The sequence below is a fragment of the Arthrobacter sp. Soil764 genome (assembly GCF_001428075.1).
In the GTDB taxonomy this organism is placed as follows: domain Bacteria; phylum Actinomycetota; class Actinomycetes; order Actinomycetales; family Micrococcaceae; genus Arthrobacter.
Genome location: NZ_LMSI01000022.1, coordinates 195,720 through 219,540, shown reverse-complemented (window position 1 = coordinate 219,540; position 23,821 = coordinate 195,720). Strand labels below are relative to the sequence as shown.

The 23,821-nt window shown below is 65.4% G+C and carries 21 protein-coding genes; 6 read left to right on the top strand and 15 right to left on the bottom strand.

The genetic code is table 11. From position 1 onward, the window contains the following. Nucleotides 1-49 precede the first annotated feature (49 nt). The 3 genes from ASG86_RS16325 (at nt 50) to ASG86_RS20300 (ending at nt 3,426) form a co-directional block, all read left to right on the top strand. A complete protein-coding gene (locus ASG86_RS16325; RefSeq protein ID WP_056336597.1) occupies nt 50-868 on the top strand; it encodes a peptidylprolyl isomerase in 819 nt (272 codons plus the stop codon). Nucleotides 869-935: 67 nt separating this feature from the next. Then, on the top strand, nt 936-2,555 hold the full coding sequence (locus ASG86_RS16320) for a DUF349 domain-containing protein (protein WP_056336594.1): 1,620 nt from the start codon (nt 936-938) through the stop codon (nt 2,553-2,555). Nucleotides 2,556-2,655: 100 nt separating this feature from the next. Continuing rightward, complete coding sequence (locus ASG86_RS20300; protein ID WP_235565209.1) at nt 2,656-3,426, top strand: hypothetical protein; 771 nt, start codon at nt 2,656-2,658, stop codon at nt 3,424-3,426. On the opposite strand, the gene ASG86_RS16315 is transcribed toward ASG86_RS20300, so the two are convergent. The 9 genes from ASG86_RS16315 to pdxT all read right to left on the bottom strand — a co-directional run bounded on the left by ASG86_RS16315 (nt 3,307) and on the right by pdxT (nt 13,232). Next, entirely contained in the window at nt 3,307-5,697 is a 2,391-nt protein-coding gene (locus tag ASG86_RS16315) for a RelA/SpoT family protein (protein ID WP_056336902.1), read from the bottom strand. The genes ASG86_RS20300 and ASG86_RS16315 overlap by 120 nt on opposite strands. A 150-nt stretch (nt 5,698-5,847) precedes the next feature. Further along, nucleotides 5,848-6,864, bottom strand: coding sequence for a protein translocase subunit SecF (gene secF, locus ASG86_RS16310; protein ID WP_056336591.1), 1,017 nt, complete (start codon nt 6,862-6,864; stop codon nt 5,848-5,850). Beyond that, nucleotides 6,864-8,621 carry a protein translocase subunit SecD gene (gene secD, locus ASG86_RS16305; protein ID WP_056336588.1) on the bottom strand — a complete coding sequence of 586 codons (1,758 nt, stop codon included), beginning with the start codon at nt 8,619-8,621 and terminating at the stop codon, nt 6,864-6,866. The genes secF and secD overlap by 1 nt, the downstream gene beginning before the upstream one ends. Before the next feature lie 99 nt (nt 8,622-8,720). Next, nucleotides 8,721-9,128: a preprotein translocase subunit YajC gene (gene yajC, locus ASG86_RS16300; protein ID WP_056336586.1), complete on the bottom strand. Its 408-nt coding sequence runs from the start codon at nt 9,126-9,128 to the stop codon at nt 8,721-8,723. A gap of 212 nt (nt 9,129-9,340) precedes the next feature. Then, nucleotides 9,341-10,426: a Holliday junction branch migration DNA helicase RuvB gene (gene ruvB, locus ASG86_RS16295; RefSeq protein WP_056336583.1), complete on the bottom strand. Its 1,086-nt coding sequence runs from the start codon at nt 10,424-10,426 to the stop codon at nt 9,341-9,343. Further along, entirely contained in the window at nt 10,419-11,063 is a 645-nt protein-coding gene (ruvA, locus tag ASG86_RS16290; protein WP_056336580.1) for a Holliday junction branch migration protein RuvA, read from the bottom strand. The genes ruvB and ruvA overlap by 8 nt, the downstream gene beginning before the upstream one ends. An 88-nt stretch (nt 11,064-11,151) precedes the next feature. Continuing rightward, entirely contained in the window at nt 11,152-11,730 is a 579-nt protein-coding gene (ruvC, locus tag ASG86_RS16285) for a crossover junction endodeoxyribonuclease RuvC (RefSeq protein WP_056336577.1), read from the bottom strand. A 32-nt stretch (nt 11,731-11,762) separates the two neighbouring features. Further along, nucleotides 11,763-12,518, bottom strand: a complete 756-nt coding sequence (locus ASG86_RS16280; protein WP_056336573.1) for a YebC/PmpR family DNA-binding transcriptional regulator — start codon at nt 12,516-12,518, stop codon at nt 11,763-11,765. A gap of 3 nt (nt 12,519-12,521) precedes the next feature. Further along, nucleotides 12,522-13,232, bottom strand: a complete 711-nt coding sequence (pdxT, locus tag ASG86_RS16275; protein ID WP_056336570.1) for a pyridoxal 5'-phosphate synthase glutaminase subunit PdxT — start codon at nt 13,230-13,232, stop codon at nt 12,522-12,524. Nucleotides 13,233-13,323: 91 nt separating this feature from the next. Between pdxT and ASG86_RS16270 the strand changes: the two genes are divergently transcribed. After that, nucleotides 13,324-14,616, top strand: coding sequence for a Mur ligase family protein (locus tag ASG86_RS16270; RefSeq protein WP_200946282.1), 1,293 nt, complete (start codon nt 13,324-13,326; stop codon nt 14,614-14,616). After that, nucleotides 14,613-15,368: a type 1 glutamine amidotransferase gene (locus tag ASG86_RS16265; RefSeq protein WP_056336564.1), complete on the top strand. Its 756-nt coding sequence runs from the start codon at nt 14,613-14,615 to the stop codon at nt 15,366-15,368. The genes ASG86_RS16270 and ASG86_RS16265 overlap by 4 nt, the downstream gene beginning before the upstream one ends. A gap of 64 nt (nt 15,369-15,432) precedes the next feature. Here the strand turns inward: ASG86_RS16265 and ASG86_RS16260 are convergent, their stop codons facing one another. Further along, nucleotides 15,433-16,794 (bottom strand): ferredoxin reductase family protein, encoded by a 1,362-nt coding sequence (locus tag ASG86_RS16260; RefSeq protein WP_235565208.1) that lies wholly within the window; start codon nt 16,792-16,794, stop codon nt 15,433-15,435. Nucleotides 16,795-16,958: 164 nt separating this feature from the next. Between ASG86_RS16260 and ASG86_RS16255 the strand changes: the two genes are divergently transcribed. Then, entirely contained in the window at nt 16,959-18,971 is a 2,013-nt protein-coding gene (locus tag ASG86_RS16255; RefSeq protein ID WP_056336558.1) for a M3 family metallopeptidase, read from the top strand. A 306-nt stretch (nt 18,972-19,277) separates the two neighbouring features. On the opposite strand, the gene pdxS is transcribed toward ASG86_RS16255, so the two are convergent. From pdxS to thrS, 5 genes are all read right to left on the bottom strand, one after another. Then, nucleotides 19,278-20,171: a pyridoxal 5'-phosphate synthase lyase subunit PdxS gene (gene pdxS, locus ASG86_RS16250; RefSeq protein ID WP_056336555.1), complete on the bottom strand. Its 894-nt coding sequence runs from the start codon at nt 20,169-20,171 to the stop codon at nt 19,278-19,280. Continuing rightward, nucleotides 20,168-20,347, bottom strand: a complete 180-nt coding sequence (locus ASG86_RS20575) for a hypothetical protein (RefSeq protein WP_442854308.1) — start codon at nt 20,345-20,347, stop codon at nt 20,168-20,170. Before ASG86_RS20575 ends, pdxS begins: the two co-directional genes overlap by 4 nt. 137 nt (nt 20,348-20,484) lie before the next feature. Continuing rightward, nucleotides 20,485-21,108, bottom strand: coding sequence for a phosphatidylinositol phosphate synthase (gene pgsA, locus ASG86_RS16245; RefSeq protein WP_056336552.1), 624 nt, complete (start codon nt 21,106-21,108; stop codon nt 20,485-20,487). Then, nucleotides 21,098-21,685 (bottom strand): HIT family protein, encoded by a 588-nt coding sequence (locus tag ASG86_RS16240; protein ID WP_056336549.1) that lies wholly within the window; start codon nt 21,683-21,685, stop codon nt 21,098-21,100. Before ASG86_RS16240 ends, pgsA begins: the two co-directional genes overlap by 11 nt. Nucleotides 21,686-21,703: 18 nt before the next feature. Next, nucleotides 21,704-23,713 carry a threonine--tRNA ligase gene (gene thrS, locus ASG86_RS16235; RefSeq protein WP_056336546.1) on the bottom strand — a complete coding sequence of 670 codons (2,010 nt, stop codon included), beginning with the start codon at nt 23,711-23,713 and terminating at the stop codon, nt 21,704-21,706. Nucleotides 23,714-23,821: the final 108 nt, after the last annotated feature.

Genomic DNA, 23,821 nt, shown 5'->3' with positions numbered 1-23,821 from the left:
CCCCGCGGCCACCCGCCGGGCACCAGCAGCCCGACGACGAGGAGGACCCTTGGCGGCCAGTTCACGCAGCGCACGCGAGATAAAGCGGCGCATCCAGCAGATGGAGGCCAAGCGTGAGCTCCGGCGCACCCAGGAGAAGCGCCGGAAGCGCGACAACCTCGTAGCCGCCGGCGCCGGAACCGCCGCCGTGCTGCTCGCCGTCGTCCTCCAACTGACGGCGTTCGCTGGAAACCCCACCGAGGACGAATATGCCGCCGCGCAGGCAGGGCTGACGGATCCGTCGGCATCTGCAAGCGCCCCGGCCACACCCTCGGCACCGCCGACCAACGGACCCAACATTCCGTCCGCGGACACGGCAGCGGGCAAAACGTTCACTGGCGAGTTGCTGCTGAACGGCAGCCCGCTGGGCGTGGAAGTGGACGGGACCAAGGCTCCGCAGGCGGCCGCCGTCTTCAAGTCGCTCAGCGACGAGGGCTACTTCAATGGCAAGTCATGCCACCGGCTCACCACCGCGGACCAGTTCGGCGTGCTGCAGTGCGGCTCCCCCAACGGCGACGGGCAGGGCGACCCGAACTACACGTGGGGTCCGCTGGAAAACACGCCCGCCGACAACACTTATCCGGCAGGCACCATCGCCGTGGCCCGTACGGGGAACAACGCATACGGCAATGGAACGCAGTTCTTCATTGTTTACAAGGACACCGTCATTCCTGCAGACACGGCAGGCGGCTATACCGTGGTGGGGAAGGTGACGTCGGGGCTTGATGTCGTGTCCAAGATCGCCGCCGCAGGCATCACCCCCGCGGCCGGCGACACGGACGGCGCGCCAAAACAACCAGTCACGATAGACTCGTTCTCTCTGAAGTAGGAAGCCGGGCCGGACAGGCCACGGTGCAGCACGTGAGTATTTCCCTCCAAGCGAAAGACTTTTAGCGGTGACAGACAGTCAGAAATCCGACGAAACAGCAACAGACGTGACCGAAACAGCGGCTCCGGCCGAGGTTGGCGGCACTGGTGCCGATGCCGGGCAGTCCCCCGTAACCCCTGAAGCCGCGGCTTCCGACGAGGGTGCAGGGCAGGAAGCCGAAAACCAGAGCGTTGAGAACCAGGGCGAGGACCAGAGCGCTGGGGACCGGGACAACGGGACCGCCGTTGAAGAGTCCGCGCCTGCCGCGGCCGCTGCCAACGCCCCGGCTCCCGGACCGCGGCCTTCCGCTCCGTCGCCTGCAGCATTCGCATCGCGCCCCAAGCCTGCTGCCGCCGCTCCCGCCGCAACCACGGTTCCTGCTGCGCCCGGCACGTCTGTTGCCGAGGCCTCCAAATGGGGCAGGGTGGAGGGGGACGGCCACGTCTACCTGACCATCGATGGCGAGGAACACTCCGTGGGCCAGTACCCGGGTGTCAGCGACGACGAAGCGCTGCTCTACTTCGCGCGGAAATACGATGACGTTGTGGCCCAGATCGTGCTCCTGGAGCAGCGCGTCAGCTCCAAGGCCCCCAGCACCGACATGCAGAAGACCGTAACGCACCTGCGCGAGCAGCTTGCCGAACGGAACATGGTGGGTGACCTCCGCTCAGCCGAGGCGCGCCTGGACAAGCTGGCAGGCCAGATCACCGAACTGGAGAAGGCTGAAAAGGCCGAGCACGACGCCGTGCGCGCATCTGAGCTAGCAGCCCGTGAAGCCATCGTGGCGGAAGCAGAGGAAATCTCCGGCCAGGATCCCGCCCAGACACAGTGGAAGACCTCCAGCGCGCGGATGAATGAGCTCTTCGAGAACTGGAAGGCAGCCCAGAAGAGCGGCGTCCGCCTGGGCCGCAGCAACGAAGACGCCCTGTGGAAGCGCTTCCGCGCCGCCCGCACCGTCTTCGACCGGCACCGCCGGGCCTACTTCTCCCAGCTGGACAGCAACAACTCCGCCGCAAAGGCCGCCAAGGAGAAACTGATTGCCGAGGCCGAGGCACTCTCCACGTCTACCGACTGGGGCTATGCTGCCGGTGAATACCGCCGGCTGATGGACCAGTGGAAGGCCTCGCCGCGGGCAAGCCGTAAGGACGACGACGCCCTCTGGGCGCGGTTCCGCGCCGCCCAGGATGTCTTCTTCACGTCCCGCCAGGCCGCCAACGAGGAGATCGACCAGGAATACGCCGCCAACCTCACGGTGAAGGAGGCCCTGCTGGCCGAGGCCAACGCCATCCTGCCGGTGAAGGACCTGGCAGCAGCCAAGAAGGCGCTCCAGTCCGTCCGTGACCGGTGGGAGGAAGCCGGCAAGGTTCCCCGCGCAGACATGGGCCGGATCGAAGCCGGGTTGCGGAAGGTTGAAGACGCCGTGCGCCATGCGGAGGAAGAGCAGTGGCAGCGGTCAAACCCCGAGCGCAAGGCTCGTACCAACAGCGCACTCTCGCAGCTGGAATCCGCCATCGCCGGACTCCAGGACGACCTTGCCAAGGCTGAGAAGAGCGGCGACCAGCGCAAGATCAAGGCTGCCCAGGAAGCACTCGAGGCCCGCCAGGCCTGGCTCGACCAGATCCAGCGTTCAGCCAGCGAGCTTGCCTGACGTTCCTGTCCTGAACTGATGGGCACAGGCCCGGTCCCGGTTATCCACATGATCCGGACCGGGCCTGTGCCTGTTAATGGCGTCCGGGCAGGATGGGGGTATGGCAACACCTCCAGCTTCCTCCGCCGGACCGGGCAGGGAAGCCTCAACTACCGGTTTCCAGGCGGGCCGCCAGGCAAACGGCGGGGAGCCGGCTGCGCCGCCGCGCTTTCCCGACCTGTACGCACCCGGCGCGCCTTTCGCCGGCCCTGAACTGCAGTCACTGGCAGCCGACGGGCTGCTGGCCCGCTTCCACCAGCATGGCTACACCCTCCCCGGAATTCAGGCATCGCCGCAGCTGCGGGCCAGGGCCGCCGCTGGAGCTGTGCCACCGGCCATCCGGCAGCGTGTTGTGGCCGGGCGGCTGACGGCGGCATGGATCTACGGCTGCGCCGGGGAACCGGACAGGCTGGCGCTGCTGGTGGATGCGAAGCGGAGGGTGTCCAGCCTCCGGAATACACGCGGCTGCACGCTGCACGAGGTGAAGCTGGGACCGTTCGACGTGATCAGCCTGGGCGGACTGATGGTCTCCAGCCCTTTACGCACCGCCCTTGACATCGCCCTGCACGTGGAGGCCGAACGCGCAGTCCCCGCGCTGGCCGGGTTGCTCGCCCGGCCGCAGCAGGATGTCAGGCTCCGCTTTCTGGTGCGCGCCATCGAGGCTACCCCACGGGTCCCGCACAAGCGGGCTGCCTTGGAAAAGCTTGCCCTGCTAGCTCCGGCGCTTGTTCCCGGTAGTGCGGTAGACGTCGAACACCCCGTCGATCCGCCGGACGGCACTGAGGACGTGGCTGAGGTACTTGGGGTCCCCCATCTCGAAAGCGAACTTTGAGATGGCCACCCGGTCCGTGGACGTGTGGACGCTGGCAGCGAGGATGTTGACGTGGTTGTCCGACAGGACCTTTGTCACGTCCGAGAGCAGGGATTTCCGGTCAAGGGCCTCAACCTGGATTTCCACCAGGAACACACTGGACTGCGTGGGCGCCCAGTCAACGTCCACGATCCGGTCCGGCTGGTCCTTCAGGTCCGAGATATTGGTGCAGTCGGTGCGGTGCACGGACACACCGGATCCCCGGGTCACAAAACCGAGGATCGGGTCCGGCGGAACCGGCGTGCAGCAGCGCGCCAGCTTCACCCAGACATCACCAACGCCGCGGACCACAACACCGGAGTCGGAGAAGCGGGCTTTGCTGACCTGCGTGGGGATGCTGACTTCCTCGACGTCATCATCGGCGCTCTCGTTGCCGCCGAGGCTCTCAATGAGCTTCTCCATGACCGATTGGGCGGAAGTGTGCCCGTCGCCCACGCCGGCATAGAGGCCGGAGATGTCAGCGTACTTGAATTCCTCGGCCACGGCAGCCAGTGCCTCGTGCGTCATCAACCGCTGCAGCGGAAGGTTCTGCTTTCGCATGGCGCGGGTCAGCAGCTCCTTGCCCCGGTCAATCGCTTCTTCGCGCCGTTCCTTGCTGAACCACTGGCGGATCTTGTTGCGCGCCCTGGCGCTCTTGACGAAATGCTGCCAGTCCTGGCTGGGCCCGGCCCCTTCGGCCTTGGAGGTGAAGATTTCCACCCAGTCACCGTGGTTCAGCTCGCTGTTGAGCGGGACCAGTTTTCCGTTGACCCTGGCGCCGATGGTGCGGTGGCCCACCTCGGTGTGCACGGCGTACGCAAAGTCCACCGGCGTCGATCCCGCGGGAAGCGCCATGACTTCGCCCTTGGGCGTAAACACGAACACTTCACGGGCGTTGATCTCAAAGCGGAGCGAATCCAGGAACTCACCGGGATCGGACGTTTCCTGCTGCCAGTCCACCAGGGAACGCAGCCATCCCATATCGCCATCACGCGGGCTTCCGGGACCCACCGCTGTACGGTTGGGCTGGTCCTTGTACTTCCAGTGCGCCGCGACACCATACTCGGCGCGGCGGTGCATTTCGTGGGTCCGGATCTGGATTTCCACCGGCTTGCCGCCAGGGCCAATCACCGTGGTGTGCAGGGACTGGTACATGTTGAACTTGGGCATCGCGATGTAGTCCTTGAACCTGCCGGGCAGCGGGTTCCAGCGCGAGTGCATGGTGCCCAGGGCGGCGTAGCAGTCCCGGACGGAGTCCACCAGGACACGGACGCCCATGAGGTCGTTGATGTCGTCGAAGTCCTTGTCACGGACGATCATCTTTTGGTAGATGGAGTAGTAGTGCTTGGGCCGGCCCGTGATGGTGGCCTTAATCCGGGCGGCACGCAGGTCCTCGGTGATCTGGTCGCGGATGACGCCAAGGCTCTTTTCCCGCTCCGGTGTCCTGTCCCCCACCATCCGGACGATCTCTTCGTACACCTTCGGGTACAGCGCAGCGAAGGACAGGTCCTCAAGTTCCCACTTGATGGTGTTCATGCCCAGGCGGTGGGCCAGCGGCGCGAAGATCTCCAGGGTTTCCCGGGCTTTTCGCGCGGAGGACTCTGCCGATACGAAGCGCCAGGTCCGGGCATTGTGAAGCCGGTCCGCCAGTTTGATCATCAGGACCCGGATGTCCTTGGCCATGGCCACGACCATCTTGCGGACGGTCTCGGACTGCGCGGCCTCGCCAAAGCTGACCTTGTCCAGTTTGGTGACGCCGTCCACCAGCATGGCCACTTCAGGCCCGAAGTCCCGCTTCAGGTCAGCGAGGGTGTAGGAGGTGTCCTCAACCGTGTCGTGCAGCAGGGCCGCGGCCAGGGTGGTGCCGCTGAGGCCCAGTTCGGCGAGGATGGTGGCCACTGCCACCGGGTGGGTGATGTACGGATCCCCGCTCTTGCGCTTTTGCCCGCGGTGGCAGCGCTCGGCGACATCGAACGCACGCTGGATGAGGTCGAAATCCTCTTTTGGATTGTTGGCGCGTACGGTCCGCAGCAAGGGCTCGAGGATGGGCGAATAGGTGGCAGGTCCCCGGCCGGTCAGACGGGCAAGCCGGGAGCGGGTGCGCTCCCGGCGGCCGGGAAACGTGGGGCGTGATCCTGAGTTATCGACGGGAACCAATGAGCCCGGGCGCGCGGAAGGCGCCGCACCGGTCTGCATACCGGCAGGATTCTTTTCCTCCTGTGCCGTTGGCGCTGACGCCGAACGTTCTTCCAATGAAGTACCCCTCACCACCGACTTAATTACCCCAGTCTATTCCTCCGGGCAGCGACTTTTATAACCGGGCCTGCACAGGCCAAAGGCCGGGCGGCGCACAGTGTGCGCCGCCCGGCCTTTTGGTGAATCAGGGCTGGATTTGGGGGCCTGTCAGGCCTTGGCCGGCGATGCCGGAACTGCCCGTTCCGCTGCTCCGGCGCGGCGCTGCTCAACACGCCTTGCCTGCTTCACGAGGTCCGGTTCACCCTGGCGGAGCCACGCATACATGGGCGCAGCCACGAAGATGGTGGCCGCTGTACCGATGAGGATTCCAACAAACAGGGCCAGGGACAGGTCACGGAGGGTGCCTGCGCCCAGGAGGCCGGCGCCGATGAACAGGATGGCCCCCACGGGGAGGATGGCCACCATCATGGTGTTGATGGAGCGCACCAGCGTCTGGTTGACGGCGAGGTTGACCTCCTCGCCGAAGGTCCGGCGGGTGGAGGCGTCGATTCCGTTCGTGTTTTCCCGGATCTTGTCGAAGACCACCACAGTGTCATACAGCGAGTAGCTGAGGACGGTGAGGAATCCGATGATCGCCGACGGGGTGACTTCGAAATCGCTGAGGGCGTACACCCCGGCCGTGATGAACATGGTCACGGCCATGCCGGCAAGCGCCGAGAGGGACATCTTCCAGGTGCGGAAGTACAGGGCCATCAGCAGGGCCGCGAGCAGCACGAACACCACCAGGCCGATCAGTGCCTGCTTGGTCACGTCTGCACCCCAGGTGGGTCCAACGAACGTGGAGGTTACCTCATTGTCGGTAACGCCGTAGGCGCTGGTGAGGCCCTGCTTGATCCGGAGGGTCTCGTCATCGGTCAGCTTGTCGGTCTGGATCCGCATGGTGTTGCCGGCCACGTTGGCCACGCGAGGCACACTGCCGGAAACCACGTCCGTGACTGCCTTCTCGCCGATGGCGGCATCGGTGGTCTTGACGTTGGACACCGTAAATTCGGAGCCGCCGCGGAACTCGATGCCGAGGTTGAAGCCCCCCTTGGCCGCCGGGATGATGATGGACAGGGCCACGCCCACCGCGGCGATGATGAACCAGATTTTCTTGGCGCCCACGAAGTCGTAGGAGCGCTTTCCGGTGTAGAGCTCGTTGCCGAATGTGGCGAAGCCTGACATTACTTGTTCTCCTTCGCGGAGGTCTTGGACGAGCCGGCCAGCTGTTCCTGCTTCTCTGCCAGGCGCCGTTCGGCGATGGTCATGCGGCGTTCGGCCTCGGCCGCAGCACCGGCGTTCTTGCTGCGGACGGCGACGGGCCGGTCCTCCGGCGTACGGATGCGGCCGGCACCGCGGTACAGCGGCACGGCGCCAAGCCGTTCGGGGTCGAGCCCGGAGAACTTGTGGCCTTCACCGAAGAACCGCGTGCGGGCCAGGAGCTGGAGCGTGGGGTGGGTGAACATGAACACCACGATCAGGTCGGCGATGGCGGTCAGGCCCAGGGTGAAGGCGAACCCGCGGACGTTGCCCACTGCCACGAAGTACAGGACCAGTGCGGCCAGGAGGTTGACTGCCTTGGAGGCCAGGACGGTGCGCTTGGCACGCTTCCAGCCGTTTTCGACGGCGGATACCAGGCCGCGTCCTTCACGCAGTTCGTCCCTGATGCGCTCGAAGTAGACGATGAAGGAGTCGGCAGTCTGGCCGATGGCCACGATGATGCCGGCCACACCTGCCAGGGACAGCCGGTAGTTCTCCGTCCACCCCAGGATCGCGATGGCCAGGTATGTCAGGGCACCGGCCACCACCAGCGATGCGATGGTAACGAAGCCCAGGGCACGGTACTGGAACAGCGAGTAAACCACAACGAGCAGCAGCCCGATCAGGCCGGCCAGCAGGCCCATGCGCAGCTGTTCGCCACCGAGCGTGGCGGAGATCTGCTGTTCGCTCTGGATGTCGAAACTGATCGGAAGGGCGCCGAACTTCAACTGGTCCGACAACGCCTTGGCGGTCTGCTCGGTGAAACCACCGGTGATCTGCGGACGGCCATCGGTGATGACAGCCAGCGAACGCGGCGCGGAGATGACCTGGTCGTCCAGAACAATGGCGAACTGGGACTTGGGGTCGGTGCCGGACTCCCCGCCGGCAGCCACGTAGAACTGGTTCAGCCGTTCGGTGACCTCTTTGAACTTTGCCGTGCCGTCGGCGTCGAACTGGATGTTGACCGCCCAGTCATTGGTGACAGCGCCCTGGGCGCCCTGCTGGAGCTGGAAGGACGAGGTGACGATGTTGCTGCCCTTCACCTCCACGGGACCCAGGATGTACTTGATGGCAGGCGACTTGTCCGTGGCCGGTTCGCAGGTCACCAGCGGCTTGGCCGGATCCGACCGCTCGGATTTCTCAGCCGCGGCGCTGTTGCAGTCCAATGCCTCGAACTGCTTGTAGATCTCCGGGGTGATCCAGTTGGTGTCACTGCTGTTGGCCGGCTCGGCGGTCGGCTTGGGCAGCTGGTCCTCGGGGGTCTGCGACTCCGGGGGAACTGGTGCGCCGTCGCCATTGAGGAGGACGGGGCGGAAATTCATGTCCGCGGAGGCCTGGATCAGGTTGCGCGTTTCGGCAGAGGGTGTGCCCGGAAGGCTGACCACCACGTTGCGCCCTGACTGGGTGCTGATTTCCGCTTCGGAGACGCCGGAGCCGTCAACGCGCTGGCGGATGATCGCCACGGCCTGGTTGAGCTGCTGTTCGTTGATGTCCGAACCGCCCTCCACCTTCGGCGCCAGGATCATCTGGGTGCCGCCCTCAAGGTCAAGCGCCAGTTTGGGTGCCCAGCTGGCCTGTCCGGCGATGGTGCCGCCGGCCAGGACGGCGGTCAGCGCTGCCAGGATTACACCGAGCCAGACCAGGACGCGGAGCCCTGGTGTCTTGCGGCCAGTTCGTGCCATTGTCGATCTTTCTCTTATTCGCGGAGAAACCGCCGGAGCAGGCTGTTGCCCGCGCCGGCGGCGAGCCGCAGCGGTAGAGGGAGGAAGGGGCCAGCGGGCCTAGCTGTCCTTTTTGCCCTCATCGTTGAGGCGCTTCAGGGTTTCTTCGGGAGTCTCGGTGCCGACAGCGGTGCTGCCGGTCTCCGTAGTGGTGAGGGATGACGCATCGTCGGGAACCACCGGGGAGGCCTCGGCCGGCTCTGCGGCGGTTTCCGCGGCAGGCTCCACGACCTTCGTCACGGCCTGGCGGTGCACCGTGGCCAGGTTGCCGGGGGAAAGTTCAAGGATGACCTTGTTCTCGGCCTCGTCGATGTCCACGATCCGGCCGAAAAGGCCAAAGCTGGTCATGACCTCCACGCCCGGGGCAAACTTCGACTGGAGCTCTGCCTGCTGCTGCTGCGTCTTCTTGTTGCGGCGGAACATCATGAAGATGAAGACGCCGAGCATGACGAACAGGAGAATTGACATTGGATCCAAGGGGATTTCCGTTCTTTAGCGTGGTGTAGCCGGGTTTCTCCGGCGACGTCGGCTTCGCTTCGGCCGGGGCGGATGTGCGGTGCAGGCAGAATGCCTGACTTTTCCTTCCCCAAGCGACGGGGGCGTCAGGGCCACCCGCGAAACAAAGACCCGAACGTGCCGGGCGTCATACCAGTCTAAAGGGAAAAGCTGGAGGCAGCCTGCTATTGGCTCTCCGGGGCCCAGTCCTCCGCGGTTGAAGCGGCGTCTTCGGGTTCGAAAAGGTCAAGCTGCTCCTGTGCGAACACGCCGGACGGGATGGCGTAGCCCAGATGCGTCCAGGCCGGCGCCATGGCGATCCTGCCGCGCGGCGTGCGGCCCAGCAGGCCCTCCCGGACCAGGAAGGGCTCGGCAACAGTCTCAACCGTTTCGGTTTCTTCCCCGACGGCGATGGCAAGGGTGGACAGACCGACGGGCCCGCCGCCGAACTTGGTGATGAGGGCATCGAGGACTGCGCGGTCCAGCCGGTCCAGGCCCTTTTTGTCCACTTCATACATATCCAGGGCAGCGGAGGCGGTCCTGGCGTCGATTTGTTCGACGCCGTGCACCAGCGCCCAGTCCCGGACACGCCGCAGCAGCCGGTTGGCGATACGGGGTGTGCCGCGGGAACGGCCGGCGATTTCAGCGAATCCGGCCGAATTGACCTTCAGGTCCAGCAGGCCGGCAGAACGGCGCAGCACCAGTTCCAGCTCCGGGACCGAGTAGAACTCGAGGTGGCCGGTGAAGCCGAACCTGTCGCGCAGGGGTCCCGGGAGCAGGCCGGCGCGGGTGGTGGCGCCCACCAGCGTGAATGGCGGAAGCTCCAGTGGGATGGCCGTGGCACCGGCGCCTTTGCCCACCACGATGTCAACGCGGAAGTCTTCCATGGCCATGTAGAGCATTTCTTCAGCAGGCCGGGACATCCGGTGGATCTCGTCGAGGAACAGGACCTCACCCTCGGAGAGCGAGGACAGGATTGCTGCGAGGTCCCCGGCGTGCTGGATGGCAGGTCCGCTGCTGAGCCGGAGCGGGGCATTCATCTCAGCGGCAACGATCATGGCCAGGGTGGTCTTGCCGAGGCCGGGAGGGCCGGAGAAGAGCACATGGTCAGCGGTCCGTCCGCGCATCCGGGAAGCCTGGAGCACCAGCGACAGCTGCTTGCGCACCCGGTGCTGGCCAACGAAGTCGTCCAGGTTCTTTGGCCTAAGGGCTGCCTCAATGGCACGCTCCTCCGGCTCCTCCCCCGCTGCAACCAGGGACGGTTCAGCCACGGCTGCCTACGCGGTTGCCTGCCCGTGCGCCGTCCTGGCCCAGCCATCGGAGCGTGGTGCGCAGGATTTCAGGCACGTTGCCGCGGAAGGACACTTCGGGGTCCTCGGCCAGCGCTTTGTCGATGCTGCTGGAGGCATCCTTCTCGGACCAGCCCAGGCTGGTCATGGCCGCCACCACTTGGGGCTTCCAGGCGGCTTCTGCAGGGGTAGCGGCCCCAGGGGCAGTGGCAGTTCCGTGCGGGACGAGCTTTCCGGCCAGCTCCAGCACGATCCTGCCGGCCACCTTGGGACCGATCCCCGGCACCTTCGTGAAGGTCTTGCTGTCCCCTGTGTGCGCTGCAACCCTGATGGCTTCGGGATCGTGGACGGCCAGGACTGCAAGGGCAAGTCTTGGACCCACCCCGCTGACACTGAGCAGGATGTCAAAAACCTCACGTTCGTCGTCGGAGTCGAAGCCAAAGAGCGTCAGCGAATCTTCCCGGACAATCAGGGACGTGAACAGCTGGCCCTGTTCGCCAACATGCAGCCGGCTGAGCGTCTGCGGCGTGGCATTGACGCTCATCCCCGCACCGTTGAGGTCGATCACGGCCGTGGACAGGCCAACATGCGCTACGGTTCCGCGGAGGAAACTGATCAAGGCCGGGCTCCCGTTGTACCGCCGGCCTCACAGTGAGGACCCGGCTATCCGAACATATCTACGAATACCCTAGCAAGCGGCAGGGACATCACCGTGCACGGCGCGCCTTGGCCTCAGCATCGGCCCAGGCCCGCTGGGCAGGCGTCAGTGATGAACTGCCGGGACCCGTGGTGGCTACGGCCGCACCGCTTCCCGCGCGCCACGCGTGCGTGATGGCCAGCGCCAGGGCGTCCGCTGCGTCGGCCGGGCGCGGCGGTGCGTCAAGGCGCAGGATCTTGGTGACCAGTTTGGTCACGGCGTCCTTGTTGGAGGATCCGCTTCCGGTCACCGCGGCTTTGACTTCCGACGGCGTGTGCAACGCTACGGGGATTCCGCGGCGTGCGGCGGCGGCAATGACCACGCCGGAGGCCTGGGCCACGCCCATGACCGTGCTGACGTTGAGCTGGGAAAAGACGCGTTCGACGGCGAGCACCTGGGGTTCGTAGCGGTCCAGCCACTCGTCGATGGCCAGGGCGATCACCAGGAGCCGCTGGTCCAGCGACTCCTCGGGCGAGGTGCCCACCACGCCAACAGCCACCATGGTGGCACGCCTGTTCCGCTCGACGTCCACCACGCCAATGCCGCAACGGGTCAGTCCCGGGTCAACCCCGAGTACGCGCAGCGTCACAGGCGTGCAGTTTCAGCTGGCACCGCCGGGCGTCACTCGGATTCCAGGGCAGCCTGGACTTCGTCGCTGAGGTCGGCGTTGCTGTAGACGTTCTGGACGTCGTCGAGGTCTTCGAGGGCATCGGCAAGCTTCAGGAACTTGCGGGCGCCGTCCACATCCAGCTCCACCTGCATGGAGGGCACGAACTCGACTTCGTCGGTGTCGTACTCGATGCCGGCTTCCTTGAGGGCCTCGCGGATGGCGGGAAGATCACCCGGTTCCGAGTGGATCTCGAACGTCTCGCCGTTGTCCTTGACTTCCTCCGCGCCTGCCTCGAGGACGGCCATCAGGACATCGTCCTCGCTGAGGCCGTTCTTGGGCAGGTTCACGACGCCCTTGCGGGTGAAAAGATAACTGACGGAGCCGGGGTCGGCGATGGTCCCCCCATTGCGGGAAATGGCCAGGCGTACCTCGGAAGCTGCACGGTTCTTGTTGTCGGTAAGGCACTCGATCAGCAGCGCGGAGCCCTGGGGACCGCGGGCTTCGTACATGATCTCGGTGTAGTCCACCACTTCGCCGGTGAGGCCGGCGCCGCGCTTGATGGCACGGTCGATGTTGTCATTGGGGACGGAGGTTTTCTTCGCCTTGGTGACGGCAAGTTCCAGGCCGGGGTTGCCGGCGAGGTCCGGGCCGCCCATCCTGGCGGCAACTTCGATGTTCTTGATCAGCTTGGCGAACGACTTTGCGCGGCGGCTGTCAATGATCGCCTTTTTGTGCTTGGTCGTTGCCCATTTGGAGTGGCCTGACATGCTTTACGCTTCTCCTCTGATCATGCGGATAAAAAGTTCGTGTACGCGTTTCTCGCCGGTCACTTCCGGATGGAAGGAGGTGGCCAGCAGCTGGCCGGAACGCACTGCGACAATTCTAGCCGTCCCCGGGAGCGATGCGGCGTGGGACGCCTGGTCGGGGTCCGCCGGTTCCACCTGGGCCAGGACCTCCACGTCCGCGCCCACCCGCTCCACCCAGGGGCCGCGGATGAATACGGCGTGCACGGGTTCAACGCCCGATTCGGTGGCGCTGAAGTCCAGTCCCTTGAAGTCCAGGTCGGTTTCAAAGGACTCGCGCTGCCGGCCGAAGGCATTGCGGCGGACAGTGATGTCCAGGCCGCCGAACGTCTGCTGGGGGGCACCCGAAAGATCGGTGGCGGGATCGGCGATATCAGAGGCCAGCAGGATCATCCCTGCGCAGGAGCCGTAGACAGGCAGGCCCTCGGCGATGTACTTGCGGAGCGGGTCGGCAAGGTCAAAAGCCCGCGCCAGCTTGTCGATCGTGGTGGACTCGCCACCGGGAATGATGAGGCCGTCCAGGCCGTCCAGCTCCCCGGGGCGGCGGACAGCCACACCCCGGGCACCGGTGGCTTCGGCGGCGCGCAGGTGCTCGCGGAAGTCTCCCTGGAGGGCCAGGACGCCAATCCGCAGGCCCGATCCCACGCGCGCAGGAGCAGCAGAAGGGGGGTTTGTCATCCCTCCAGCATACGTGCCACAACCCCTTCGCTGCTGCCGTGCGGACGCGGCCGGCAAAGGTTGCATGCCGCTGCTGGGATATATTCAAAACATGGTCTTCTTCAGTGTTCCGCTCGGCAAGCTGGTCCGCAGGGTGTCCCGGCTGCGGGGCGGCGGGTCCGCCCTTCCAGGACTCGTGGTTGAGAAAATCGACCCCGGCTTCATGCGGCGGACACTCACCACGCTGCCCCACGGCGTGGCGGTGGTCAGCGGCACCAACGGCAAGACCACCACCACCAAAATGGTGGTTGAACTGCTGGAAAGCCAGGGCCTGAAGGTCTTCACCAACCGCACCGGCAGCAACTTCACCCGGGGTGTGGCGGCGGCCCTGCTGGGCGAAGTGGACCTCCGCGGCCGGCTGGACGCGGACATCGCAGTGCTGGAATTGGACGAAGCCCATGCTGTCCATTTCGTGAACAGCGTCCCGCCCCGGTACTGTCTGCTCCTCAACGTGCTGCGCGACCAGCTGGACCGCTTCGGCGAGATCGACAAAACGGCGCAGCTCCTGCAGCACATCGCTGCCAAAACCACCGGAACGGTTGTCCTGAACCGCGAGGACCCAAGGGTTGCCAGGATCGCGGACACGCTCACGGGACAGGAGGTCAAGTACTTCGGCCTTGACGACTCCCTGCTGGGCACCTTTCCCAACGACGATGACATGCGCGCCGCCCCAGGCTCCCCCGCCCCGGCGGGCCTGCCGGAAAAGCCCGCGGCCGACGTCGTACTCCGCAAAGTGGGCGCGGACAGCGCCGAGTTTGAGTACGACGGCGGTACGGTCACCACGGCGATGAAGCTGCGCGGTGTGTACAACATTTTCAACGCTGCCGCGGCTCTGACGCTGGCACGCAGCATCTGCGGCGGAGGTGCCGCCGCCGCAGACCATGCCACCTTGCTCGAAGCCCTGTCCAAGGTGGCGCCGGCCTTTGGCCGCGGTGAAAGCCTTACCGTCGATGGCCGTCCGCTGGACCTTGTGCTGGTGAAGAACCCCAGCGGTTTCCGGCTTGGACTGAAATCCTTCCCCGCCGAGGGCTACGCCACCATGATCGCCATCAACGACAACTACGCAGATGGACGGGACATGTCCTGGCTCTGGGACGTGGAATTCGACTCCCTGCGCGAAGGCGGCGTGGACGTGCTCACCGGATCACGCGCCTACGACATGGCGCTGCGGCTCCAGTACGACGACGTCCGGGTCGGAGCGGTGCAGACCGATATCTCCGCCGCACTGGCGGCCTTTATCCGGGAAGGCCGGGACAAGCCAAAACGCATCTTTTGTACCTACACCGCTATGCTGGCCATCCGCCGCGAGCTGGCCAAAATCACCACCGTGGAGGTTGTCTCGTGAATCCGGCAGAAGCAGCGGCCGCCGGCGGCCAATCCAAGGGAATCCTCCGCGTGGTCCAGCTCTACCCGCGAGACATGAACATTTACGGCGACTGGGGCAACGCCCTGGTCCTGAAGCGCCGGATCGACTGGCACGGGTACACCCCGGAACTGCTGGAGTACAACGTGGGCGACCCCTTCCCCGAGGACGTGGACATCATTGTCGGCGGCGGAGGCCAGGACAGCGGGCAACTGGTGATCCAGGACGATCTGCAGGCACGGGCCGGCCAGCTCAAGGAACTGGCCGAGGACGGTGCGCCGATGCTGGTCATTTGCGGTCTCTACCAGCTCTTTGGCCGGTACTTCAAAACCCGCACCGGCGCCGTCATTCCCGGCATCGGCATCCTGGACGTGGAAACCCACGGCAGCGATGAGCGCCTGATCGGCAACGTCAAGGTCTCCACCACGGAGTTCGGCGAAGTCCTGGGCTACGAAAACCACAGCGGCCAGACCACGCTGGGCAGCGGTGTGCGGCCTCTCGGTACCGTGGCCAAGGGAACGGGAAACAACAGCAACGACGGCCATGAAGGGGCCCGGTACCGCAACATCGTTGCCAGCTACCTTCACGGCTCGCTGCTGCCCAAGAACCCCGCCATTGCCGACTTCCTGATCCGCACCGCGGCGGAGCGGAAGTTCGGCAGCTTCTCCCCGGGCAACCCGGACGACACCTACGCCGTCCTGGCCCGTGAGCACGCTGCCCGGCGGCCCCGCTGACGTGGGACATTCCTGACCTTAACCACCGCTGAACGGCAATCCTGCCGGACTGCCGTATCGCAGGTCACCGCCACTGGAAATACTCCCGGTGGATGTTGGCCCTGCGGACCCCCGCGGCCCGGAAGGCTTTGCGGAACTGCCGCAGCATGGCGTCCGGTCCGCCCATGAATACCGAGAGCGCGCGGGGTCCGGTACCTATGGCGGCCAGTACCGCCTCCGGGGTCAGCCGTCCATCCTTCACGGTGTCCACCAAGTGGACCGTGAGCCGTGGCTGGTCCCGGGCGATGGCTAAGATCTCATCGGCAAAGGGGGACGGGCCCGCTGAGGTGACGAAGAAATGGACATCGTCCTGGAGCCCGCCGTCCAGGGACCGCAGCCAGCTGAGGAAGGGCGTGATTCCCACACCGCCGGCAATCCAGACCTGATGCGCTGTTCCGCGGTGCCGGTCAAAGCGTCCGTAGGGTCCGCCAACCACGGCCGGCATACCCGGCTGGACCATGTCCGGAAGCCTGGCCGTATGGTCGCCCAGCGCCTTGACCGTAATGCTGATTCCGCCTTCCAGCGCCGGCCCCGAAATGGAAAAGGGGTGCCGCTGCCAGCCATCCGCTGTTTCCAGGTAGACCATGGCGAACTGCCCGGGCTTGAAGGCCAGCGGCCGGCCCAGGGGCCGCAGTGCTACTTCCACCAGGTCCGGCGCAACCGGCCGAACCGCTGCCACCTGGTAGTCGTGGTGGGGCAGGAAATGCCGTGCCAGCAGTTCGCGGTAGGCATAGAAGCCCAACCCGGTTCCACCGATGGCCACGTAGCTCCAGCGAAGTGCGGGCACAGCCTCGAACGCACTGGCATCGAGCAGGCCGTGCAGGAATCCGGCGGCCAGGAACAGGCCCGTCAGCCGGTGGAAGCCGCGCCACCGCTCGTAGCCACCCAGCAGGCGGGCGGCCAGCTGGACCGGCCTGGTCTCCAACGAGGTGCGGACCAGCCTGCGGACAGGCGCGGGAAGTATGGTCCGCCAGCGTGGCAGGACTGCCCATACAACCAACGCGGCGAGCCCGCTGATGGCAATCACGGCCAACGTCTTGCCCACGCTGGTTGCCTCTGGATTGGCGGCAAGTTCGATATGCGGCAGCAAGAGGATGGTTGCCGTCATCGCCGCCCTGCGGTGCCAGATGGCTGCGTGGTCGATGCCGCCGAAAACAGGTTCAACGTGGGGCAGGGTGCTGACCAGGACCAGCGCGATCGAATACAGCAGGACGGATTCGCCGCCGAAGAGTTGCCCTACATGCCCCAGGACGGGTTCGCCCGCCGGCCGTGCAAGGAACCAGAAGATGCCGTAGGCCATCGCCAGCACCACGATTGCGCCCGGGCCGACCCACCGGAACGGCATTCCCCGGAAGAAGGCCCCCTGCCCGGTGCCACCCTTGGTCATGGGCCACGGTCCTTTCATCATTGACAAACCGTTGCGCGTCCCCTGCAGGACGCGGTGAATGCGGTCCGGGCCGGACCGTATAGCGGCCATTGTAGGGTTACCAGCTGGGAGGACGCGCCCAGCCCGCAATTGAGAAGCCTGTCCCGCTGTGAAAGGTTTAGCCCATGACCAACCCGCTTCTTGCCGCCAGTCCCCTGTCCTACGGCCTGCCGCCCTTCGAGGCCCTCACTGCGGAGGAGTACCGGGAAGCAATCGAGGCAGGATTGTCTGCCCACCTGGACGAGATCAGGACCATCACCGGCAATGCCCAGCCAGCCACGTTCGAGAACACGGCCCTGGCCATGGAACGCTCCGGGCAGCTGCTGAACCGCGCGGCCGCGGCGTTCTTCACCCTGGTGTCTGCCGACGCAACAGAGCAGATCCGGGAGCTCGAAACGGAGCTGTCCCCGCGGTTCTCCGCCCACCAGGACGAGGTGTACCTCAACAGGGGTCTCTATGAGCGCTTTGCCGCCATTGGTACGGAAAACTGCGATCCCGAGTCCGCCCGCCTGGTGGAGGAATACCTCAAGGAGTTCCGCCAATCAGGCATCCAGCTTGAAGCACCGGGCCAGGAACGGCTGCGCGCCATCAACGCCGAACTGGCCCGGCTGGGCACCGAGTTCGGCCAGCGGGTCAAGGAAGGGATGAAGTCCGCCGCACTGCTGCTGGACGATGTAAGCGACTTGGCCGGACTGCCGGCCGACGACGTCGCCAGTGCTGCAGAAGCAGCCCGCGCCGCCGGTCACGACGGAAAATACCTGCTCACCCTGATCCAGCCCGGCAACCAGCCTGCACTGGCCGCCCTCGAGAACCGGGACATCCGCCGTCGACTGTTTGAAGCTTCCGTAGCGAGGGGCAGCGACGGCGGCAGCCTGGATGTCCTTGACCTCGCCAGGTCAATGGCGGAGCTGCGGGCGGAGAAGGCAAGTTTGCTGGGATTCGACAACTATGCAGAGCTGGTGGCGGACCGCCAGACCGCCCCGGATTTCGAAGCCGTCCGGACCATGCTGAACCGGATGGCGTCGGCCGCGATCCGCAACGCCGACGCCGAGGCGGCAGCGCTGGCCGAGGTTGCCGGCCACCCGCTGGAAGCCTGGGACTGGGCCTACTACTCTGCGAAGGTGCGGCGGGAAAAATACGACGTCGACGAACAGGCACTCAGGCCCTACTTTGAACTCAACCGCACCATCACCGACGGCGTCTTCTTTGCAGCCACGTCGCTGTATGGGATCACTTTCCACGAGCGGGCCGATCTCCAGGGCTACCACCCGGACGTGCGCATCTGGGAAGTACGCAATGAGGACGGCAGTGCACTGGGGCTGTTCCTGGGCGACTACTACGCGCGTGAATCGAAGCGGGGCGGCGCGTGGATGAACTCGCTCGTTGACCAGTCGGACCTGCTGGGCACCCAGCCCGTGGTGGTCAATACCCTCAACATTTCCAAGCCGCCCGCCGGCGAGCCGACTCTTCTCACCCTGGACGAGCTGCGGACCCTGTTCCACGAGTTCGGCCACGCGCTGCACGGCCTGTTCTCCAACGTTACCTATCCTCGCTTCTCGGGGACTGCCGTGCCGCGGGACTTCGTGGAGTATCCCTCGCAGGTGAACGAAATGTGGATCATGTGGCCGGAGGTGTTGTCCAACTACGCACGCCACCATCTCACCGGCCAGCCACTTCCGCAGGACATCGTCGACCGGCTGGAGGAGTCCCGGCTCTGGGGTGAGGGTTTTGCCACCGCGGAGTACCTGGGAGCTGCCCTTCTTGACCTGGCATGGCATGTGCTGGAGCCGGGCGGCGTTCCCGGGGACGCGTTGGAGTTCGAGGCCAAGGCCCTGGCTTCCGCCGGAATTGCCCACCCCTTGATTCCGCCGCGGTACCGGACCGGATACTTCCAGCACATCTTCGCGGGGGCCGGATACGCGGCGGGCTACTACTCCTATATCTGGAGCGAGGTGCTGGACGCCGAAACCGTGGACTGGTTCCGCGAGAACGGCGGCCTGACCCGTGCCAACGGCGAACGGTTCCGCCAGGAGCTGCTCTCCCGCGGCAACAGCCGCGACCCCTTGGACTCGTTCCGGATCCTGAGGGGCCGCGACGCGCGCCTGGAGCCGCTGCTAAAGCGCCGCGGCCTGGAGTAACCCCCATCGATTGCTGAGTAACTGCCGTTTTCAGGCCCCAAAACGGCAGTTACGGAGCAATCGATGGTTCCAAAAGCTTAAAAACGGACGACGCCGGTCCCCCACCAGGAAAAGGTGAGGAACCGGCGTCATTACTACCTAAACAAAACGAGCGGGCACCCGGCGCCGGACGGTGCGGTCCGGCAGCGTGCGTAAAAGGGGCCCCGCGCCCCCAGCAAGCCACGAAAGCTGCCAACGAAGCGCGGGGAATAGCACGCAGAGGATCGCGCCGCCCGGCGCCCACCCAGGGCGCGCCAGAACGGAGAGCTACCAGCCGCGCTCGGCGAGACGGTGCGGCTGGGGGATCTCGTCGACATTGATGCCCACCATGGCTTCGCCCAGGCCGCGGGAGGCCTTGGCGATGACGTCGGGGTCGTCGAAGAAGGTGGTGGCCTTGACGACGGCGGCGGCGCGCTGGGCGGGGTTGCCGGACTTGAAGATGCCGGAGCCGACGAAGACGCCGTCGGCGCCGAGCTGCATCATCATGGCAGCGTCAGCGGGGGTGGCGATGCCGCCGGCGGTGAAGAGCACCACGGGAAGCTTGCCGGCGGCGGCGACTTCCTTGACCAGTTCGTACGGGGCCTGCAGTTCCTTGGCCGCGACGTAGAGCTCGTCCTCGGGCAGGGCGGCGAGCTTGGCGATTTCGGAGCGGATCTTGCGCATGTGCCCGGTGGCGTTGGAGACATCGCCGGTGCCGGCCTCGCCCTTGGACCGGATCATGGCCGCACCTTCGTTGATGCGGCGCAGGGCCTCACCGAGGTTGGTGGCGCCACAGACGAAGGGAACCTTGAAGTTCCACTTGTCGATGTGGTTGACGTAGTCGGCCGGGGTCAGGACCTCGGACTCGTCGATGTAGTCGACGCCGAGGGACTGCAGAACCTGGGCTTCGACGAAGTGGCCGATGCGGGCCTTTGCCATGACCGGGATGGAGACGGCATCAATGATCTGGTCGATCATGTCGGGATCGGACATGCGGGACACGCCGCCCTGGGCACGGATATCGGCCGGGACACGCTCCAGCGCCATGACTGCCACGGCACCGGCATCTTCGGCGATGCGGGCCTGCTCGACGTTGACGACGTCCATGATGACGCCGCCCTTGAGCATCTCGGCCATGCCGCGCTTCACGTCACCCGGCGCCCGGATTCCGCTGGTCTTCAGAGCGCCATGACTGCCACGGCACCGGCATCTTCGGCGATGCGGGCCTGCTCGACGTTGACGACGTCCATGATGACGCCGCCCTTGAGCATCTCGGCCATGCCGCGCTTCACGCGGCTGCTGCCCGTGACGCTGTTCGCGGGCGAACCGGCCTCGTTGCTTACATCAGGTGTAGACACAAAAACCCCTATGGGTAGCTAGATGATCTTCGCCGGGCATGCGGCGGCAGCTGCCGGACGTGCACGCACGGATTGCCGGGTCCATTGACCGGGCACTTATATCCTAGTCCCCTGCCGCCCGGCCGGCTTAATCATGTCTAATCAGCCGGCGTCGGTTCCGCCAGCGCCTGCCGGCGCACCGAGAGGACGCGCTGGACCACGGTAATGAGGCTGGCTGCGGCCAGGAGGACCAGGGTGACCAGGAGCACCACGGGCGGGAGCCCAAGGCCGGTCAGCCCGGTGATGACCAGGACGGAGACCAGGCGTTCGGCCCGCTCTGCGACCCCCACGTTCGCCGTGAAGCCCAGGGACTCCGCTTTGGCCCGGGCGTAGGAGACCACCATGCCCAGGACAAGGCAGAGCAGGGCTGATACGGCGATGGCCATGTTGTTGCCGCCGGTAAAGAACCAGATGGACACCCCCGCGAACAGGGCACCGTCGGCAATCCGGTCCAGGGTTGAGTCGAGGAAGTTCCCCCAGCGGCTCTTCACGCCCTGCATCCGCGCCATGATGCCGTCCAGGACGTCGGAAAAGATGAAAGCCGTGATGAAGAGGGTGCCCCAGAAGAGCTGGCCCAGCGGGTAGAAAACCAGGGCCCCGGCAGCGACCCCTGCGGTGCCGAGGATGGTCACCGCGTCCGGGGAGACACCGATCTTCAGGAGCCAGCGGGCCAGCGGGGTAAACAGCGCGGTGAAGAATCCGCGGGCGTGCCTATTCAGCATCCGACTCCCCGGGCCAGGCTTCAGCCACCTGCCGCCGGACCTCATCAAGGGTCTGGGTGATGGCCTTGGTCTGGGCGATGATGGGGAAGAAGTTACCGTCACCGCCCCAACGGGGAACGATGTGCTGGTGCAGGTGTGCGGAGATGCCGGCTCCCCCCACCACCCCCTGGTTCATCCCCAGGTTGAACCCGCCGGGGTTGGACACCTTGCGCAGGACCCGCATGGCGGTCTGGGTCAGGTCGGCGAATTCAGCTGTCTCTTCAACCGTCAGGTCCGTGTAGTCCGGGATGTGCCGGTACGGACAGACCAGAAGATGCCCAGGGTTGTAGGGAAACAAGTTCAGCACCACATAGCAGGTCCGGCCGCGGTAGACGATGAGGGCCTCTTCGTCAGTCCTGTTCGGGCCTACACAGAACGGGCAGTCGTTTTCGTTCTTGAACTGGTGCTGCCCGCCTTTGATGTAGGCCATGCGGTGCGGAGTCCACAGGCGCTGGAAGGCGTCGGGGACACCGGCGAGGGCAAAGTCGTCGGTAACGCCGGCATCGCCTGGATATCCTGCGCCTGTGTTCTCCTGCACTGTGCTGCTTCCGTTCGGCTAGCTGGTCCGGTTGCGGACGGCGTCGGTGATCCGCTTGACTGCTTCCGCAACCGGCACGCCGTTGTCCTGGCTGCCGTCGCGGAAACGGAATGAAACTGCGCCCGCCTCCGCGTCGTCGCCGCCGGCGATCAGCACGAACGGGATCTTGTCCTTGCTGGCGGTGCGGATCTTCTTGGGGAACCGGTCCGAAGTGGTGTCCACCTCGGCGCGGATACCCTCCGCCTTAAGCTGGTCGACGACGTCGAACATGTACTCGTTGAACGCCTCCGCTACGGGGATGCCCACCACCTGGACCGGAGCCAGCCACGCGGGGAACGCCCCGGCGTAGTGCTCGGTGAGGACGCCCATGAACCGCTCCACCGAGCCGAAGAGGGCACGGTGGATCATCACGGGGCGTTGCCGGCTGCCGTCGGCGGCCTGGAATTCGAGTTCGAAGCGCTCGGGCAGGTTGAAGTCCAGCTGGATGGTGGACATCTGCCAGGTACGGCCCAGCGCGTCCTTGGCCTGCACGGAAATCTTGGGACCGTAGAAAGCGGCTCCGCCCGGATCCGGCACCAGTTCCAGCCCGGACTCCTGGGCCACCTCGGAAAGGGTCCTGGTGGCTTCCTCCCAGGTGGCGTCGTCGCCAACGTACTTCTCCGGGTCCTTGGTGGACAGCTCCAGGTAGAAGTCGTTCAGCCCGTAGTCCTTGAGCAGGTCCAGGACGAAGGTCAGGGTCTTGGTGAGCTCGTCCTTCATCTGCTCGCGGGTGCAGTAGATGTGGGCGTCGTCCTGTGTCATGCCACGGACGCGGGTGAGGCCGTGCACCACGCCGGACTTCTCGTAGCGGTAGACCGATCCGAATTCGAACAGCCGCAGCGGCAGTTCGCGGTAGGACCGGCCGCGGGAGCGGAAGATGAGGTTGTGCATGGGGCAGTTCATCGGCTTCAGGTAGTAATCCTGGCCGGGTTTGCGCACGGTGCCGTCCTCATTGAGTTCGGCGTCGACGTGCATGGCGGGGAACATGCCGTCCTTGTACCAGTCCAGGTGCCCGGAGACCTCGTACAGGTGGCCCTTGGTGATGTGCGGGGTGTAGACGAACTCGTAGCCGGCCTCAACGTGCCGCTGGCGCGAGTAGTCCTCCATCTCCTTGCGGATGATGCCGCCCTTGGGGTGGAAGACGGGCAGGCCGGAGCCCAGCTCGTCCGGGAAGGAGAAGAGGTCCAGCTCCGAACCGAGCTTGCGGTGGTCGCGCCGCTCGGCCTCGGCGATGCGCTCCTGGTATGCCTTCAGGGCGTCCTTGGTGGGCCAGGCGGTGCCGTAGATGCGCTGCAGCTGCTGGTTCTTCTGGTTGCCCAGCCAGTAGGCCGACGACGACCGGGTCAGCGCGAAGGCGTTGGAGATCATCTTGGTGTTGGGCAGGTGCGGGCCGCGGCAAAGGTCGCACCAGACGGTGGTGCCTTCCTTGCGCTCCACGTTGTCGTAGATGGTGATGTCGCCGGCGCCGACCTCCACGTTGACGCCCTCGCCGGCCTCGGCGGCGTCGTTCTTCTTTCCCAGCAGTTCGAGCTTGTAGGGCTCGTTCTTCATGGCTTCGCGGGCCTCGTCCTCCGAGACGACGCGGCGGACGAACTTCTGGTTCTGGTTGACGATCTTGAGCATCATTTTTTCGAGGGTCTTGAGGTCCTCGGGAGTGAAGGGCTCGGCAACGTCGAAGTCGAAGTAGAAACCATCGGTGATGTAGGGGCCGATGCCAAGCTTGGCGTCGGGACGCAGCTGCTGCACGGCCTGGGCCATGACGTGGGCGGTGGAGTGGCGGAGGACGTTCAGGCCATCGGGGGAATCAATGGTGACGCCTTCCACCTCGGCGCCTTCGGGCAGTTCCTGGTCAAGGTCCTTCAGTTCACCGTTAACGCGGGCCACAACGACGTCACGGCGCTCAAAGAAGAGTTCCGCAGCGGTTGTCCCGGTAGTCACCTTGGTCTCTTCGCCATCGACGAGAAGGGTGATCTGCTGGGCATCTGACACGGGTGTCTCCTATTCAAAGTTAAGGCTTCATAGCTTGTGGCATACGGGGACCACAGCCAGCCACCGTCAATGCTATCGGTTCAGGTAAGGGCCGACCAACGCGGCACA